Source organism: Pseudomonas sp. BAV 4579 (assembly GCF_009765395.1).
In the GTDB taxonomy this organism is placed as follows: domain Bacteria; phylum Pseudomonadota; class Gammaproteobacteria; order Pseudomonadales; family Pseudomonadaceae; genus Chryseomonas; species Chryseomonas aestiva.
Genome location: NZ_WHOV01000041.1, coordinates 32,768 through 48,629, shown reverse-complemented (window position 1 = coordinate 48,629; position 15,862 = coordinate 32,768). Strand labels below are relative to the sequence as shown.

General features: G+C 67.4%; 17 protein-coding genes. 10 read left to right on the top strand and 7 right to left on the bottom strand.

Annotation, left to right across the window (positions count from 1 at the left end; genetic code table 11):
• From queA to GSQ95_RS10590, 6 genes are all read left to right on the top strand, one after another.
• Positions 1-1,044, top strand: a complete 1,044-nt coding sequence (gene queA / locus GSQ95_RS10615) for a tRNA preQ1(34) S-adenosylmethionine ribosyltransferase-isomerase QueA (RefSeq protein ID WP_158893414.1) — start codon at positions 1-3, stop codon at positions 1,042-1,044.
• Between the two features lie 10 nt (positions 1,045-1,054).
• Positions 1,055-2,173 (top strand): tRNA guanosine(34) transglycosylase Tgt, encoded by a 1,119-nt coding sequence (gene tgt, locus GSQ95_RS10610; RefSeq protein WP_158893466.1) that lies wholly within the window; start codon positions 1,055-1,057, stop codon positions 2,171-2,173.
• 147 nt (positions 2,174-2,320) lie between these two features.
• Positions 2,321-2,665, top strand: coding sequence for a preprotein translocase subunit YajC (yajC, locus tag GSQ95_RS10605; RefSeq protein WP_007162951.1), 345 nt, complete (start codon positions 2,321-2,323; stop codon positions 2,663-2,665).
• Positions 2,666-2,729: 64 nt separating this feature from the next.
• On the top strand, positions 2,730-4,598 hold the full coding sequence (secD, locus tag GSQ95_RS10600; protein WP_158893412.1) for a protein translocase subunit SecD: 1,869 nt from the start codon (positions 2,730-2,732) through the stop codon (positions 4,596-4,598).
• Positions 4,599-4,608: 10 nt separating this feature from the next.
• Complete coding sequence (secF, locus tag GSQ95_RS10595) at positions 4,609-5,514, top strand: protein translocase subunit SecF (protein ID WP_158893410.1); 906 nt, start codon at positions 4,609-4,611, stop codon at positions 5,512-5,514.
• Positions 5,515-5,573: 59 nt separating this feature from the next.
• Positions 5,574-6,101: a glycine zipper 2TM domain-containing protein gene (locus tag GSQ95_RS10590; RefSeq protein ID WP_133863139.1), complete on the top strand. Its 528-nt coding sequence runs from the start codon at positions 5,574-5,576 to the stop codon at positions 6,099-6,101.
• Positions 6,102-6,254: 153 nt separating this feature from the next.
• On the opposite strand, the gene GSQ95_RS10585 is transcribed toward GSQ95_RS10590, so the two are convergent.
• The 7 genes from GSQ95_RS10585 to GSQ95_RS10560 form a co-directional block, all read right to left on the bottom strand.
• On the bottom strand, positions 6,255-7,295 hold the full coding sequence (locus GSQ95_RS10585; RefSeq protein WP_158893408.1) for an acyltransferase: 1,041 nt from the start codon (positions 7,293-7,295) through the stop codon (positions 6,255-6,257).
• 286 nt (positions 7,296-7,581) lie between these two features.
• The gene (locus GSQ95_RS10580; RefSeq protein WP_158893406.1) at positions 7,582-8,127 is read right to left on the bottom strand and encodes a hypothetical protein; all 546 of its coding nucleotides are present in this window, start codon (positions 8,125-8,127) and stop codon (positions 7,582-7,584) included.
• A gap of 120 nt (positions 8,128-8,247) precedes the next feature.
• Positions 8,248-8,385: a hypothetical protein gene (locus GSQ95_RS26120; RefSeq protein WP_007159685.1), complete on the bottom strand. Its 138-nt coding sequence runs from the start codon at positions 8,383-8,385 to the stop codon at positions 8,248-8,250.
• A 64-nt stretch (positions 8,386-8,449) separates the two neighbouring features.
• The gene (locus tag GSQ95_RS10575; RefSeq protein WP_158893404.1) at positions 8,450-9,802 is read right to left on the bottom strand and encodes an MATE family efflux transporter; all 1,353 of its coding nucleotides are present in this window, start codon (positions 9,800-9,802) and stop codon (positions 8,450-8,452) included.
• A gap of 79 nt (positions 9,803-9,881) precedes the next feature.
• Positions 9,882-10,520: a pyroglutamyl-peptidase I gene (gene pcp, locus GSQ95_RS10570; protein WP_158893402.1), complete on the bottom strand. Its 639-nt coding sequence runs from the start codon at positions 10,518-10,520 to the stop codon at positions 9,882-9,884.
• Between the two features lie 8 nt (positions 10,521-10,528).
• A complete protein-coding gene (locus tag GSQ95_RS10565) occupies positions 10,529-11,479 on the bottom strand; it encodes a DUF979 domain-containing protein (protein WP_007159682.1) in 951 nt (316 codons plus the stop codon).
• Positions 11,476-12,183 carry a DUF969 domain-containing protein gene (locus GSQ95_RS10560; RefSeq protein WP_158893400.1) on the bottom strand — a complete coding sequence of 236 codons (708 nt, stop codon included), beginning with the start codon at positions 12,181-12,183 and terminating at the stop codon, positions 11,476-11,478. The genes GSQ95_RS10565 and GSQ95_RS10560 overlap by 4 nt, the downstream gene beginning before the upstream one ends.
• Before the next feature lie 272 nt (positions 12,184-12,455).
• Here GSQ95_RS10560 and GSQ95_RS10555 point away from each other — a divergent pair, with 272 nt between their 5' ends.
• From GSQ95_RS10555 to GSQ95_RS10540, 4 genes are all read left to right on the top strand, one after another.
• Positions 12,456-13,376: a LysR family transcriptional regulator gene (locus GSQ95_RS10555; protein WP_158893398.1), complete on the top strand. Its 921-nt coding sequence runs from the start codon at positions 12,456-12,458 to the stop codon at positions 13,374-13,376.
• 105 nt (positions 13,377-13,481) lie between these two features.
• On the top strand, positions 13,482-14,228 hold the full coding sequence (locus GSQ95_RS10550) for a 5-oxoprolinase subunit PxpA (protein WP_158893396.1): 747 nt from the start codon (positions 13,482-13,484) through the stop codon (positions 14,226-14,228).
• Entirely contained in the window at positions 14,225-14,902 is a 678-nt protein-coding gene (gene pxpB / locus GSQ95_RS10545) for a 5-oxoprolinase subunit PxpB (RefSeq protein ID WP_158893394.1), read from the top strand. The genes GSQ95_RS10550 and pxpB overlap by 4 nt, the downstream gene beginning before the upstream one ends.
• Entirely contained in the window at positions 14,899-15,831 is a 933-nt protein-coding gene (locus GSQ95_RS10540; RefSeq protein ID WP_158893392.1) for a biotin-dependent carboxyltransferase family protein, read from the top strand. Before pxpB ends, GSQ95_RS10540 begins: the two co-directional genes overlap by 4 nt.
• Positions 15,832-15,862 lie beyond the last annotated feature (31 nt).

The window sequence follows — 15,862 nt, the reverse complement described above, 5'->3', positions numbered from 1 at the left end:
ATGCACGTCGCCGACTTCCATTTCGACCTTCCCGAATCCCTCATCGCCCGTCATCCGCTGGCCGAGCGCCGCGGCAGTCGATTGCTGGTGCTCGACGGCCCCAGCGGTGAGCTGAGTCATCGCCACTTCGCCGATCTGCTGGGTTATCTGCGACCAGGCGACCTGATGGTGTTCAACGATACCCGGGTGATACCGGCGCGGCTGTTCGGCCAGAAGGCCAGTGGCGGCAAGCTGGAGATCCTGGTGGAGCGGGTGCTGGACGGAGAGCGGGTGCTGGCCCATGTGCGCTCCAGCAAGTCGCCCAAGCCGGGCAGCCGCATCCTCATCGACGGCGGTGCCGAGGCCGAGATGGTGGCGCGCCACGACGCCCTGTTCGAATTGAAATTCGCCGAGCCGGTGCTGCCGCTGCTGGAGCGGGTCGGCCACATGCCGCTGCCGCCCTATATCGACCGGCCCGACGAGGCCGAGGATCGCGAGCGCTACCAGACCGTCTATGCGCGCAATGCCGGCGCGGTGGCCGCGCCCACCGCCGGACTGCACTTCGACGAGCCGCTGCTGGACGCCATCCGCGCCAAGGGCGTGGCGACCGCCTTCGTCACCCTGCACGTCGGTGCCGGCACCTTCCAGCCGGTGCGGGTGGAAAAGATCGAAGACCACCACATGCACCGCGAGTGGCTGCAGGTCGACCAGGCCGTTGTGGATGCCGTGGCCGCCTGCCGCGCCCGTGGCGGCCGGGTGATCGCCGTCGGCACCACCAGCGTGCGTTCGCTGGAAAGCGCCGCCCGTGATGGCGAACTCAAGGCCTTCGCCGGCGAAACGGACATCTTTCTCTATCCCGGCCGGCCCTTCCACGTGGTCGATGCGCTGGTGACCAACTTCCACCTGCCCGAGTCGACCCTGCTGATGCTGGTGTCGGCCTTCGCCGGTTACCGCGAGACCATGGCCGCCTATGCCACGGCCGTGGCCGAGGGCTATCGCTTCTTCAGTTATGGCGACGCCATGTTCATCACCCGCAATCCCGGGGCCCAGGGCCCGGAGAGCTGATATGAGTTTCATGAATTTCGAATTGCTGGCCACCGAGGGCAAGGCCCGTCGCGGTCGCCTGAGCTTTCCCCGCGGCGTGGTCGAGACCCCGGCCTTCATGCCGGTCGGTACCTACGGCACGGTCAAGGGCATGCTGCCCGACAGCGTCGCCGACATCGGTGCCCAGATCATCCTCGGCAACACCTTCCATCTCTGGCTGCGCCCGGGGACCGAGGTGATCCAGCGCCATGGCGACCTGCACGACTTCATGCAGTGGCAGGGGCCGATCCTCACCGATTCCGGCGGCTTCCAGGTGTTCAGCCTGGGCGCGCTGCGCAAGATCAAGGAGGAGGGCGTCTACTTCGCCTCGCCGGTGGACGGCGCCAAGGTCTTCATGGGCCCCGAGGAATCCATGGCGGTGCAGCGTGCCCTGGGCTCGGACATCGTGATGATCTTCGACGAGTGCACGCCCTATCCGGCGGACTTCGACACCGCGCGCCGCTCCATGGAGCTGTCGCTGCGCTGGGCCAAGCGCTCCCGCGAAGCCCATGGCGACAATCCCTCGGCGCTGTTCGGCATCGTCCAGGGCGGCATGCACGAAGAGCTGCGCCTGAGATCCCTGGAAGGGCTGGAAGGCATCGGCTTCGATGGCTACGCCATCGGCGGCCTGTCGGTGGGCGAGCCCAAGGAAGAGATGATCCGGGTGCTGGATTTCCTGCCACCGCACCTGCCGGCGGACAAGCCGCGCTACCTGATGGGCGTGGGCAAGCCGGAAGACCTGGTGGAAGGCGTGCGCCGCGGCGTCGACATGTTCGACTGCGTGATGCCCACCCGCAACGCCCGCAACGGCCATCTGTTCATCGACACCGGTGTGCTCAAGCTGCGCAACGCCGTGCACCGTCACGACGAGACGCCGCTGGATCCCACCTGCGACTGTTACACCTGCAAACATTTCTCCCGGGCCTATCTGCACCATCTGGATAAATGCGGGGAAATGCTGGGGAGTATGCTGAATACGATCCACAACCTGCGGTATTACCAGCGCGTGATGGCCGGTTTGCGCCAGGCTATCCAAGAGGGTAAATTGGCCGACTTTGTGGACGCCTTCTATGCTCGGCGCGGCCTGCCTACGCCGCCGCTCGACCGCTGAAAGCCCCTGTCCGATCGTCCAGGCGAAACGGCGCTCGCGCGTCCTTCGCCGGGTGCGTGAGCGGGGTGCCGAGGCGGTCGGAACGGCTGCGAGCGACCCCCGGCATCTCTTCTTTTTCCGTCATCCAACTCTGCAAGGAGTAGTGCAATGAGTTTTCTGATTTCCACGGCCCAGGCCCAGGAAGCTGCCGCGCCGGCCGCCAACGCTGCACCGGGAGGTGAATACATTCAGTTCATCTTCCTGATCGGCTTCGTGGTGATCTTCTATTTCCTGATCTGGCGTCCCCAGGCCAAGCGCACCAAGGATCACAAGAACCTGATCGGCGGCTTGCAGAAGGGTGACGAAGTGGTGACCACCGGTGGTATCGCCGGCCGCATCAACAAGGTCACCGACGAGTTCGTGGTGCTGGAAGTGTCCGACAACGTCGAACTGAAATTCCAGAAGGGCGCCATCGCCGCGACCCTGCCGAAAGGCACCCTGAAGGCGCTCTGAGCCTTCCTCAATCTAGCTAACACCGGGGCGCGCAAGGCGCCCCGCCTTTATCTCGGGCGGTGTCATGCTCAACAAATATCCCCTCTGGAAGTACCTGCTGATCCTGGCCGTACTGGTCGTGGGCGCCATCTATTCGGTTCCTAATCTGTACCCCGACGATCCGGCCCTGCAGATCAGCGCTTCCAGCACCGAACGCGCGGTGACCCCCGCCGAGGTCCAGCGTGTAGACGCGGCCCTGGCGCAGGCGAAGCTCGCCGTGAAGTCCAGTGATCTCAACGCCAATGGCAGCCGGGTGCTGATCCGCCTGACCCGCGCCGACGATCAGCTGCCGGCCCAGGAAGTGGTCCGGCGTACCCTCGGCGACGACTTCGTGGTCGCCCTGAACCTGGCTCCTACCACGCCGCAGTGGCTGCGCAAGCTGGGCGCCAGCCCGATGAAGCTCGGCCTGGACCTGTCCGGCGGTGTGCACTTCCTGCTGGCGGTGGACATGGACAAGGCCGTGGATGCGCGCCTGAAGGTCTATGACAACGAGGTCAAGACCCTGCTGCGGCGCGAGAAGGTGCGCTATCGCAGCATGCCCGACCAGAACGGTGCCCTGCAGCTTGGCTTCACCGACGCCGCCGACCTGCAGCAGGCGCAGAGCCTGATCCGCAAGAACTACAGCGATTTCGAGCTGACCACCGATACCCGGGGCGACCTGCAGGTGCTGCGTCTGCAGCTGACCGAGGCCAAGCTGCGCGAGATCCGCAACTATGCCGTCACCCAGAACCTGACCACGGTGCGCAACCGGGTCAACGAACTGGGCGTGGCCGAGCCGCTGGTGCAGCGCCAGGGCGCCGACCGCATCGTGGTCGAGCTGCCGGGCGTGCAGGACACCGCCGAAGCCAAGCGCATCCTCGGCAAGACCGCCAACCTGGAATTCCGCCTGGCCGCCACTGCGGACACCCCGCGCGCCTCCACCGAGAGCTTCGAATTCCGCGAGCCCGGTCGCCCGGCGGTGCCGCTGGAGCGTAACGTCATCATCACCGGTGACCAGGTCACCGACGCCTCGGCCAGCTTCGACGAAAACGGCCGACCACAGGTCAACATCCGCCTGGATGGCCATGGCGGCGATCTGATCAACCGCGCTACCCGCAGCAACGTCGGCCGCAGCATGGCCGTGGTGTTCATCGAGCAGCGTCCGGTCACCCGCTACACCACCCAGACCGTGGATGGCGTGCAGAAGGAAGTGGCGGTGCCCGGCTTCGAGGAAGAGCGGCGCATCATCAGCCTGGCGACCATCCAGTCGGCCCTGGGCAACAGCTTCCGCATCACCGGCCTGAACGGCTCGGGCGAGGCCTCGGAACTGGCGCTGCTGCTGCGTGCCGGTGGCCTGGCCGCACCCATGTACTTCGCCGAGGAACGCACCCTCGGCCCGAGCCTGGGCGCCGACAACATCGAGAAGGGCATCGATGCCTCGCTGTGGGGCATGACCTTCGTCTCGCTGTTCCTGATCGCCATCTACCGCTTCTTCGGGCTGCTGGCGACCATCGCCCTGGGCTTCAACATGGTCTTGCTGATGGCCTTGATGTCCATCCTGCATGCCACCCTGACCCTGCCGGGTATCGCCGGTATCGTCCTGACCATGGGCCAGGCGGTGGACGCCAACGTACTGATCTTCTCGCGGATCCGCGAAGAGATCGCCAACGGCATGCCGATCCAGCGTGCCATCCATGAGGGCTTCAGTCGCGCCTTCACGGCGATCCTGGACTCCAACCTGACGACCCTGCTGGTGGGCGCCATCCTGTTCGCCATGGGCACCGGGCCGGTCAAGGGCTTCGCCGTGACCATGTCGCTGGGTATCTTCACCTCCCTGTTCACCGCCATCTTCGTGACCCGTGCCATGGTCAACCTGATTTATGGCGGCCGGAACGTCAAGAAGCTGTGGATTTGAGGACGCGGCGATGAAAAAGACCATCAACTTCATGGGCGTACGCAATATCGCGTTCGCCATCACCGCGCTCCTGACCGTTCTGGCGCTGTTCAGCTGGTTCTACAAGGGGCTGAACTTCGGCCTGGATTTCACCGGCGGTACCCTGATCGAGCTGCGCTACGAGCAGCCCGCCGACCTTGGCAAGATCCGTCAGCAATTGCAGGGCGCCGGCTTCGGAGAAGCCGTGGTGCAGAGTTTCGGCGCCACCACCGATGTCCTGGTACGGATGCCGGGTGACGATCCCCAGCTGGGCCAGCAGGTGACCGGCGCGCTGCAGAAGGCGAGCACCGAGCGCTTCTCCCTGACCCGTACCGAGTTCGTCGGTCCGCAGGTGGGCGCGGAGCTGCGTGACCAGGGCGGCCTGGGCATGCTGCTGGCCCTGGGCGGTGTGCTGCTCTACGTGGCCTTCCGCTTCCAGTGGAAGTTCGCCGTGGGCGCCATCGTTTCGCTGGTGCACGACGTGGTGGTGACCCTGGGTCTGCTGTCGTTCTTCCAGATCACCTTCGACCTGACGGTGCTGGCGGCGGTCCTGGCCATCATCGGCTACTCGCTCAACGACACCATCGTGGTGTTCGACCGGGTGCGGGAAAACTTCCGGGTGCTGCGCAAGGCCAGTCTGATCGAGAACATCAACGTCTCGACCACCCAGACCCTGCTGCGCACCCTGGCGACCTCGATCTCGACCCTGCTGGCCGTGGCGGCGCTGCTGTTCTTTGGCGGCGACAACCTGTTCGGCTTCTCCCTGGCGCTGTTCATCGGCGTGCTGGCCGGTACCTACTCGTCGATCTATATCGCCAACGTGGTGCTGATCTGGCTGGACCTGAAGAGCGAAGACCTGATCCCGCCGCAAGCCAAGGAACTCGACGAGCGTCCCTGATGTCCCAGGCATGGCAAAGGGCCAGGTGCCCGCTATGACAGAGTAGTCAGGAGGTTGTAGTGAACAAGTCGATGCTCGTAGGTACGGTTCTGGGAGCCATCGTCGCCACCGCAGGTGGCGCCGTGGCGTACAGTTTCGTCGACCGCGGGCCTCAGTACGCCGAGGTCGTCGCCGTCCAGCCGGTCAAGGAAACGGTCAAGACCCCGCGCGAGGTCTGCAAGGAGGTCGCGGTGACGCACCGTAGGCCGGTTCAGGACCAACACCAGATCGCCGGGACCGCCGTAGGCGCGGTCGTCGGCGGTCTGCTGGGCAACCAGGTCGGCAACGGCAGCGGCAAGACCCTGGCGACCATCGCCGGTGCCGTCGGCGGTGGTTACGCCGGCAACAAGGGTCAGGAATACATGCAGAACCGCGACACCTACACCACCAGCCAGACCCGCTGCAGCACGGTCAATGACAGCAAGGACCAGGTGGTCGGCTATGACGTCAAGTACCTGCTGGATGGCAAGATCGGCCAGGTCCGCATGGACCACGAGCCAGGCAAGCAGCTGGAAGTGAAGAACGGCCAGGTGCTGGCCAGCCAGTGATCGGCGCTAGCGGCTGAAGCCCCCAGGGCTTCAGCCAACAAAAAACCCGCTACCAGGTGACTGGTAGCGGGTTTTTTGTTGGCGCTTGCGCGGTGGTTCGAGAGGGCTGTCGCTCCGGCCGGGTGCGCAGGGCGCCCTGGCCGGCGCCGTCATTTAGAGGGCGGGGCGGGGGGATTCTGCTTTGGGCCGAAGCCACCGCCGGGCGGAGATCCACGCCGGCGCCTCGAACAGACCGTTGATGCCGCGGGCTTCCAGCAGCTTGGCGATGGCCACCGGCACCAGGATGCCGAAGGCGCAGCCGGCGACGATATGCAGCAGGCCGTCGTTGATATGCAGGCCCTTGCTCAGGACGATGCGGGCGCCACTGCCGCTGAGCACGTGCATCACGTAGATGGGCATCGACAGCGCACCCAGGGTGAGCACCCACTGCAGCGGCCGCTGCGCCAGCACCATGCAGGTGGCGCTGACGAAGACGATGCCGTTCAGCGCCAGCACCAGGGTGGCCAGGCCGCGATCGGTGTAGACCAGGCCCAGCAGACCGTGGAACCAGTATTCGAGCACCACGAACAGCAGGCCGGAACCCAGCATCACGCGGCCGGCCTGCTCCTCGATGGCCTGCTTGAAGTTGTTGAACCAGACGCCGAAGGCGAAGAACACGAAGTTCTGCGCGGTAAAGGTGAAGAAGAAGTCTTCCGGGCCGGCGTTCTGGAACAGATAGACCAGGGCGCCAAAGGCGAACACGGCAAAGAAGGCCAGCGGCTTGGCCCAGCGATAGGCGAGCATGGCCAGGCAGAACACCAGGAACAGCGCATAGAGGAACCAGAACTGCTGGCGTGGTTCCCAGACCGTCAGGACTTCGCTGAAGCTGACGCCGCCATTGGTGTAGCGCGACATCAGCGCCTCCACCGAACCCTGGAGCAGCGACCACACCAGGAAGGGATAGACGATGGTGTCGATCTTGTTCACCAGCAGGCCGCCGGTGCCGCGCTTGACGAAGGAGTTGTAGAAGAACAGGCCGGAGAGGAAGAAGAACAGCGGCATGTGGAAGCTGTAGATGACGCTGTCCACCAGGCCGTGGAATTCGGCGTCCTGCAGGATGCCGGCGTTGAGCAGGCCGCGGACGACATGGCCATAGACGACCAGCACGATGCCTATGGCTTTCGCATAGTCGACCCAGAGATTGCGAGTGTTCATTGAATGATCCTTTTCAAAAGAGAACCTGTGCAGCTGAGGCCAAAACACTGGGGCAAACGAAAGCAGGGACGCTGCGGCGCCAGGACGCGCGTGGCGACAGGTTCGGTCATGGTAGGACTCCCGAAGGAACGACGTCCGTAAGTAGCCGGTTACAGGAAGGAGCTCCTTGCCCGCGCTCTGACCGTGGCTATCTGCCATTGTTCATGGCCTGTTTCCGGCGATACGTGACCGGGGCGACACTTTGGCCGCCCGAGGGGCAATTGTCCGACGAGCTGTAACCGGATGTTTAGAGGGAGTCTTTGACGAACTGCAGCTGCTTCTCCTTGAGCAGGGGCTCGTAGCGCGGCGAGGTATAGATCAGCAGGACCTGCTTCTTGCGCGCCGCCTGGGCGCTGAACTTGTAGACGACGGTATCGTGATCGAAGGCCAGATAGGCCTGGGCATCGTCGTCCTGATTCAGGCGCTCGAAGGCGGCGGCCGACGACTGGGAGGAGGGTTTGCCGTACTTCTGGGTGAGGCCTTCGGCAATCAGAAAGGACTGCGCCAGGGGCGTGACGATGGACAGGCGCAGGAAGCGGCCATCGATGAAAAAGGCGCCGGCCTCGACCTTTTCACCGGCGAAACCGAGGTCAGAGCATTCGAAATACTCGACGCCGACCACATCGATCTTGCGCGGCTGGAAGGTGCAGAGCTTTTTCGCCAGAAAGGCCTTCTGGTCGGTGCCGAAGGCAATGCCGGCGTAACCGTCCACGGCCCTTGCCGGCGCGGGGACGAGCACCAGCAGCGCCAACAGGGGCGCAAGAAGAGGCGACAGGTAGGACCTGACGGTCATGGTGATCCGGATTCCCTTCACGAAGGCCTGCAGGCCCACTCAACCCGACGGATGCTAAGAGCTCCGCCGGGGCTTTGCCACCGCTGTCGACGGCTTTTGTCGAGGGGTTCAGGGTTGGCGTCAGGCGATGCCGGGCGGAATCTGATCCTTGCCGTAATCCTTGAGCTTTTCCAGATTTTCCGGCTTCTGGTGCTCGGGGACGTCGTCGCCGTCGGCGGGGGTGTCCAGGGGTTCCTGATCGCGGGTGTCTTCGCTCATGGCAGCGCTCTCGGCAGGGGATGTCCGACTTTGAGGGGAGCGCCGCCCCGGCGGTTCCGCAGGATCAGCCGCCGCCGTCGTCGCTGAGCCAGCCTTCGCGGCAGGCCAGGCGCCAGGCGAGCAGTGCGGAGATCAGGCCACGCAGCGCCATGAAAGCGAGAAAGGCCAGCCACAGGCCGTGATTGCCGAGGCCGCGCAGCAGGCCGCCGAGCGGCAGCGCCAGCAGCAGGGCCAGCAGCATCGAGTTGCGCATCTCCCGGGCGCGGGTGGCGCCGATGAAGAGGCCGTCCAGCAGGTAGCTGACCATGGCGATCAGCGGCAGCATGGCCAGATAGGGCAGGTAGGCGTGGGCCGCCTGGCGCACCTCGGCGATGTTGCTCTGCAGGGCGACGAACAGATCGCCGCCGAGGGCGAAGGCCACGGCGAAGCCGAGGCTGGCCAGCAGCGACCAGCCGCCGGCGATTACCAGCACCCGCCGCAGGGTGGCGCCTTCGCGGGCGCCCAGAGCGTGGCCGGCCAGGGCCTCCACCGCATGGGCGAGGCCGTCGAGAGCGAAGGCGGTGACCAGCAGGCCATTGAGCAGCAGGGCGTTAACCGCCGCCGTGGTCTCGCCCAGCTGGGCGCCCTGGGCGGCGAACAGCAGGAATACCGCCTGCAGCGCCAGGGAGCGGATGAAGATGTCGCGATTGACCGCCAGCAGCGGCCGCCAGCTGGCGAGGCGACGCAGCGCCGGACGGTCGATCCGGCCGGACCACAGCCGCAGACGGCGCAGCACCAGCCAGAGGCCGAGCAGCATGCCGCTCCATTCCGCCAGGACCGAAGCCAGGGCGATGCCCTGCACCCCGGTGCCGAGGCCGAGCACGAAGCCGGTCACCAGCAGCAGATTCAGGGCATTGGTGGTGAGCAGCAGCACCAGCGGCGTGCGCGCACCCTGGGTGCCGAGCAGCCAGCCGATCACCGCGTAGCTGAGCAGCGCGGCGGGCAGGCCGAGCAGGCGCAGGTGCAGGAAGCGCGCGGCCAGGTCGGCGAAGGCGGGATCCAGGCCGAGCCAGGCGAGCAAAGGTTCCAGCGCCAGGCTGGCGGCCAGCAGCAGGAGCAGCGACAGGCCCACTCCCAGCAGCCCGGCCTGCAGGAGGATCTGGCGCAGGGCGGCGCCGTCGCGGCGCCCGCTGGCCTGGGCGGCGAAACCGGTGGTGCCCATGCGCAGGAAGCCGAGGATGCCGAGCAGGGCGGTGTAGAAGGCGCCGCCCATGGCCACCGCGGCGAGCTGGCGGGCTTCGGGCAGATGGCCGGCGATGGCACTGTCGACCAGGGTCACCAGCGGCACGCTGAGATTGGACAGGATCATCGGCGCGGCCAGGGCCCAGACGCGACGGTGCAGCAGGGGATGACGCCAGTCGGCAAGCAGGGTGGACATGGGCTAATCGCAGCGGCGGCGGAGGGCGCATTGTAGGCCAGCCGGACCGGCTGGTCCTCCGCCGCAGCGCCTGCGGGGGTCAGTCCAGCTGGCCGCCGCCTTCGCGCAGGTCCGTCAGGGTGGTCGCCGCGCAGGTGAGCGCCAGGCGCAGGCCGGCGACCAGGGTCTCCAGGGCCATGGACGGCGCCCCGGGCTGGTGTGCGGCCTGGGCCGGCAGATAGGGGATATGGATGAAGCCGCCGCGTACCCCGCTGCCCTGCAGGCGATGCTGCAGGCCGTAGAAGACGTGGTTGCAGACGAAGGTGCCGGCGGTCTGGGACACCGCCGCGGGGATGCCAGCGTCGCGCAGGACCCGGGTCATGGCCTTGATCGGCAGGGTGCTGAAGTAGGCCGCCGGGCCGCCGGCCACCACCGGCTCGTCGATGGGCTGGCGTCCGGCATTGTCGGGGATGCGGGCATCGTCGACGTTGATGGCGATGCGTTCCAGCGACAGTTCGGCCCGTCCGCCGGCCTGGCCGACCGCCACCACCAGGGTCGGGCGATGCCGCTCGAGCAGCTCATCCAGCACCCGGAGCGCGACGCCGAATACGGTCGGCAGCTGCGCCGCCACTACGGTCAGGTCGCCGAGGCGTTCGCCGTCAAGCCGGCGCACGGCCTCCCAGGAGGGGTTGAGGGCCTCGCCGCCGAAGGGGGCGAAGCCGGTGAGCAACAGGGTCATGGGATACCTCACATCAGCAGATAGAGCAGCACCACGTTGCAGGCCAGCACCGCCAGGGCGGTGGGGACCTGGGCCTTGATCACGGCATTCTTGTCATCCAGTTCCAGCAGGGCGGCCGGGACGATGTTGAAGTTGGCCGCCATGGGCGTCATCAGGGTGCCGCAGTAACCGGAGAACATGCCGATGGCGGCCATCACCGCCGGATCGGCATGATAGACACCCACCAGCACCGGCACGCCGATGCCGCCGGTCATCACCGGGAAGGCGGCGAAGCCGTTGCCCATGATGACGGTGAAGGCGGCCATGCCCACCACATAGACCACCACCGCCACCAGGCGCAGATCAAGGGCCACGTAGGCGGTGGCCAGGTGCGCCACCGCCTTGCCGACGCCGGCGTCGGTAAAGACCAGGCCGAGCATGGCCAGGGCCTGGGGCAGCACCAGCGACCAGCCCAGGGCATCGGTCAGGCGGCGCGACTCGCGCATCGCCTGGATCGGGGTGTCACGGGTCAGCCAGCAGGCCAGCGCCAGGGCCACCAGGGCGCCCAGGCCGAGGGAGACGAAGGTGACATTCTTGGGATCGAGCAGCGGCAGACCGGCGATCTGCACGTCCTTGAGCAGCACGCTGCCGATCACCGTCACAACGGGAATCGCCAGGGCCGGAATGAACAGGCGATTGCCCAGGCGCCCGGCGCTGGCGCGGGTCTCGCGTTCCGGGCGCGTCACGTGGTGACCGCTGCCCACCGCACCGCAGCCGGCCAGCACCGCCATCAGCAGCACCCCGGCGCCCACCCAGGCCGGCGGCAGGCGATCGCCGATGAGGAAGACCAGGCTGAACAGGCCCCAGAACAGGCCGCTGGTCCAGCGCTTGGGATGCTGACGATCGGCCAGGGTCATGACCGCGGTCAGCGCCAGGATGGCGCCGGCCAGCCAGAACAGATACTGGATCGACAGGATCATGGCTGCACCTCCTTGCGCGCGGTCAGCTCGCGATAGAGCTGGCGATCGAAGCGGTGCAGGCGCAGGGCGTGGATGAAGAAGGCGCAGAGCGCCGTGGGAATGCCCCAGAGGGCGATGTGCAGGGGTTCGACATCGAGCCCGGCGCCGAGCAGGAAGGTGTGCATCAGGGCGATGGCGCCAAAGGCGACGAAGATGTCCTCGCCAAAGAACAGCCCGACATTGTCGGTGGCGGCGCAAAAGGCCAGCAGCCGCTGGCGCAGGGCCTCGGGCAGGCGGCCATGGATCTTTTCGGCGGTGCCTTCGGCCATGGGCGCCAGCAGCGGCCGCACCATCTGCGGATGGCCGCCGAGGCTGGTCAGCCCCAGGGCCGCGGTGGTCTCGCGGACGAAGAGATAGAAGATCAGCAGGCGGCCGACGGTGGCGTTGCGAAAGCGCGCGATCCAGTTCTGCGCATGCAGGCGCAGGCCGTGGCGTTCGAGCAGGCCGATCACCGCCAGCGGCAGCCGGATGATCAGCGGCAGGGCGCGCGCCTTGATGAAGCCGGTGCCGATGGCGGCGAGCAGCGCCGCGGGGCTGAACTGGGCGGCGATCCCGGTGGCCACGGCGGCCAGGGCGACCACCAGCAGCGGATTGAATCTCAGCAGGAAGCCGACCACGATGACCGGCACGCCCAGCAGCGGCCAGAGGTTGACGGTGGTTTGCATGGGTGGATGTCTCCAGCGGGTCCACCGCGCTCCGGGCAGACGGTGCGGCGGACGATGGGAAGCCGCGGACGGCTTCGGCTGATCCAGGCAGTGCCCCTGGCACGGCTCGTTATTGTTGTCGGGCGTCATGTGGCATAACGCCGGCTGGCATCTTTCGCCGCCGGTGGAGCTGGCGTCCAGCAAATAAAACTGTTCGCCGCCGATAGGGAAAAGCGGGGCAGACAAGGCCGCTGGTGGGGGTAAAGTGGTGGGACAGCCTTGTCGAGGTCCCCATGAATCTGCGCTTTCTCGATACCTTCGTCTGGGTCGCCCGCCTGGGCAGTTTCCGCCTCACGGCGGAAAAGCTGTCCACCACCCAGGCCGCCATCTCCAGTCGTATCGCCGTGCTGGAGAGCGAGCTGGGCGTGCAGCTGTTCCTGCGCGATTCCCGCGGCGTGAGCCTGACCGCCGAGGGTCATCGGGTACTGGGTTACGCCGAACGGATGCTGGCCACCCAGCGCGAGCTGCACGAGGCCCTGGGCCATGGCCAGACCCTGGAGGGCCGCCTGCGCATCGGCGTGATGGATACGGTGATCCACAGCTGGCTGGATCAACTGATCGCCGCCGTCACCCAGACCTATCCGGCCATCGAGCTGGAGCTGACCGCGGACACGGCGCTGAATCTGGCCGAGCAACTGGCGCGCGGGCAGCTCGACCTGATCTTCCAGGCCGATCTGCTGCGCGCCGAGGGCATCCGCAATCTGCACCTGGCCAGCTACCCGGTGCGCTGGCTGGTGGCCAGCGACAGCCATCTGGCGCGACCCTACGCCAATCTGGCCGAACTGGCTGGCGAGCGCCTGATCACCTTTTCCCGCCATTCGCGACCACACCAGGACATCCTCGGCCTCTTGCAGCGCGAGGGCATCGCCGAACCACGGGTCTGCTGCATCAACTCGGTGGCGGCCATCATCAAGCTGATGGGCGAGGGCTTCGGCATCGGCGCCCTGCCGCCGGCCCTGGTGATCGAGGAATTGGCCCGCGGCAGCCTGATGCCCTTGCCACTGGCCGGGCCGCCGCCCTTCGATGTCCAGGCCAGCTGGCATGGCGGCGCCGGCCTGGCGCTGAGCGAGGCGGTGGTGGCCCTGAGCCAGACGGTGGTGGCCGACTGGTGTACGCGGCTGGGCCCGGAGCGCGCCTTGCCGGTGCTGGTCTAGCCCGGGTGTTTCAATGGCTTCTTATCGCCGGTGCCCGGAATCTTTTGTTGGACAGCGGCGCCCCGGCTTTCCGACACTCCAGCTACTTCCTCAGAGGATCCTGTCATGTCCGCTCGCCTGCTGCTCAATTGCGATTCCGGTGAAAGCTACGGTGCCTGGTCCATGGGCGACGACGCCCATGCCATTCCCCTGGTCGACCAGGCCAATCTGGCCTGCGGCTTCCACGCCGCCGATCCCCTGACCATGCAGCGCGCCGTGACCCTGGCGGTGGCCAATAACGTGCAGATCGGCGCCCATCCGGCCTATCCCGATCTGGTGGGCTTCGGTCGGCGACCCATGGCCTGCACCCCGGCCGAGGTGGAAGCCATGATTCTCTACCAGATCGGCGCCCTGGACGCCTTCTGCCGCGCCGCAGGCGTGCGCGTCGAGTACGTGAAGCCCCATGGCGCCCTCTACAACGCCCTGGTCAAGGATGATGCCCTGCTCACCGCCGCGCTCGCTGCCTGCGCCCGCTATCGCCAGGGGCTGCCGCTGATGGTGCTGGCCAAGGCCGACAATGACCGCGAGCGCCGACTGGCCGAGGCCGCCGGGGTGCCGCTGCTGCTGGAAGCCTTCGCCGATCGCGCCTATCTGGCCGACGGCTCCCTGGCGCCGCGTGGCCAGGCCGGCGCCGTCCACCACGATCCCGAACGCATCCTCGCCCAGGCCGTCGCCATCGCCCGGGGCGAAGACTTTCCCGGCTTCGATGGCCAGCCCATGCGGCTGCAGGCCGACAGCCTCTGCGTGCATGGCGACAATGCCGAATCCCTGGCAGTGCTGCGCCGGCTGCGCGCCGCCCTGGACACCCTATGATCGTCGGCAAACCCTTTGGCGTCGCGGCGCTGCTGCTCGAGCTGGCCGAGCATCCCGACGCCGAGCTGCCCCCGCGTATCGCCCGCCTGGGCGAGCGGATTCGCCAGCGCTTCGGCCTGGCGGTGACCGATCTGGTGGCGGGCTGGACCAGCCTGCTGGTGCACTACGATCCCCTACAACTGACCCTGGTCGAGCTGCAGGCCGGACTCGCCCCACTGCTGGCCGACTGGCCGGGCGCCGCGCCGGCGGGCGAGGGCGGGCGTCTGCACCAGGTGCCGACGCTCTATGCCGGACCCGACCTGGCCGAGGTAGCCGAGCGCTGTGGCCTGAGCGCGGCCGAGGTCATTGGCCTCCACAGTGGTCGCGACTATCAGGTGGGCGCCATCGGCTTCATGCCGGGCTTCGCCTTTCTCGGCGAGCTGGACGAGCGCCTGGCGCTGCCCCGGCGCAGCACGCCACGCACCAGCGTGCCCGCCGGCAGCCTGGCCATCGCCGAGCGCCAGACCGCGGTCTATCCGCAGGCCTCGCCGGGCGGCTGGAATCTCATCGGGCGCTGCCTGTGGACGGTCTTCGACGCCCAGGCCGAACCGCCGTGCCTGCTGGCGCCCGGGGATCGGGTGCGCTTCGTCCCGGTGGACGAAGCCGCCTTTCGCGCCCAGGGAGGTCAGCCATGAGCGGTCTCAAGATCATCAAGTCCGGTCCCCTCGCCCTGTTGCAGGACCTGGGGCGCCAGGGCTGGCAACACCTGGGCGTGGCCCCCTCCGGACCCATGGACGGCCATGCCGCGCGCTGGGCCAATCGCCTGGTGGGCAATCCGGTCGCGGCGCCGCTGCTGGAGATCGCCCTGGGCGGTGCCGAATTCGAAAGCGAGACCGACACCTGGCTGGCGCTGACCGGTGCGCCGCTGGACGCCCGGCTGGATGGCGAGCCGCTGCCGGCCTGGTCGTGCTTTCCGGTGCAGGCTGGCGCGCGCTTGCGCCTGGGCTTCGCCCAGGCCGGACAGCGCGCCTACCTGGCCGCCGCCGGTGGCGGTTTCCAGGCGCCGGCGACCCTGGGCAGCGTGGCCAGCAATCGCCGCGAAGGCCTGGGCGGGCTGGAGGGCAGGGGCGCGCCGCTCGCGGCCGGTCAGCGGCTGACCTGTGCGGCGGTGAGCGCGCTGCATAGCCACGGCTGCGGGCCGGCTGCGCGCTTCGTGCCGGACTATCGCGCGGTGCCGACGCTGAGGGTGATCCTTGGCGGCGACGCCGAGGCCTTCGGACCGGCGCAGCAGCAGGCGCTGTTCACGCAACCCTGGCGGGTCAGTCCGCAGTCCGATCGCATGGGTATCCGCCTGGCTGGCGACGTACCCCTGGCGCCGCCCCGCCGCCAGTGGTCGCTGGGGGTGGTGACCGGTGCCATCCAGGTACCGCCCGACGGCCAGCCCATCGTGCTCATGGCCGATCGCCAGACCATGGGCGGCTATCCGCTGCTGGGCTTCATCCATCCACTGGACCTGGCGCGCCTGGCCCAGTGCCCGGCCCATCACGAGGTGCGCTTCGCCCCGGTGGAACTGGCCGTGGCCCAGGCCGAGTGGCGGCGTTTCCTGGCCTTCTTCGGGGGTTGAGCACGCAGTCGGTCACGGCCGAGGAATCTTG

Coding starts and splice junctions, on each gene's coding strand:
- GSQ95_RS10550 (WP_158893396.1), top strand. CDS start 13,482: ATGTCCGCTCGCCTGCTGCTCAATTGCGATTCCGGTGAAAGCTACGGT.
- GSQ95_RS10575 (WP_158893404.1), bottom strand. CDS start 9,802: ATGTCCACCCTGCTTGCCGACTGGCGTCATCCCCTGCTGCACCGTCGC.
- queA (WP_158893414.1), top strand. CDS start 1: ATGCACGTCGCCGACTTCCATTTCGACCTTCCCGAATCCCTCATCGCC.
- secD (WP_158893412.1), top strand. CDS start 2,730: ATGCTCAACAAATATCCCCTCTGGAAGTACCTGCTGATCCTGGCCGTA.
- secF (WP_158893410.1), top strand. CDS start 4,609: ATGAAAAAGACCATCAACTTCATGGGCGTACGCAATATCGCGTTCGCC.
- GSQ95_RS10565 (WP_007159682.1), bottom strand. CDS start 11,479: ATGATCCTGTCGATCCAGTATCTGTTCTGGCTGGCCGGCGCCATCCTG.
- yajC (WP_007162951.1), top strand. CDS start 2,321: ATGAGTTTTCTGATTTCCACGGCCCAGGCCCAGGAAGCTGCCGCGCCG.
- GSQ95_RS10560 (WP_158893400.1), bottom strand. CDS start 12,183: ATGCAAACCACCGTCAACCTCTGGCCGCTGCTGGGCGTGCCGGTCATC.
- GSQ95_RS26120 (WP_007159685.1), bottom strand. CDS start 8,385: ATGAGCGAAGACACCCGCGATCAGGAACCCCTGGACACCCCCGCCGAC.
- GSQ95_RS10540 (WP_158893392.1), top strand. CDS start 14,899: ATGAGCGGTCTCAAGATCATCAAGTCCGGTCCCCTCGCCCTGTTGCAG.
- pcp (WP_158893402.1), bottom strand. CDS start 10,520: ATGACCCTGTTGCTCACCGGCTTCGCCCCCTTCGGCGGCGAGGCCCTC.
- GSQ95_RS10580 (WP_158893406.1), bottom strand. CDS start 8,127: ATGACCGTCAGGTCCTACCTGTCGCCTCTTCTTGCGCCCCTGTTGGCG.
- GSQ95_RS10555 (WP_158893398.1), top strand. CDS start 12,456: ATGAATCTGCGCTTTCTCGATACCTTCGTCTGGGTCGCCCGCCTGGGC.
- tgt (WP_158893466.1), top strand. CDS start 1,055: ATGAATTTCGAATTGCTGGCCACCGAGGGCAAGGCCCGTCGCGGTCGC.
- GSQ95_RS10585 (WP_158893408.1), bottom strand. CDS start 7,295: ATGAACACTCGCAATCTCTGGGTCGACTATGCGAAAGCCATAGGCATC.
- pxpB (WP_158893394.1), top strand. CDS start 14,225: ATGATCGTCGGCAAACCCTTTGGCGTCGCGGCGCTGCTGCTCGAGCTG.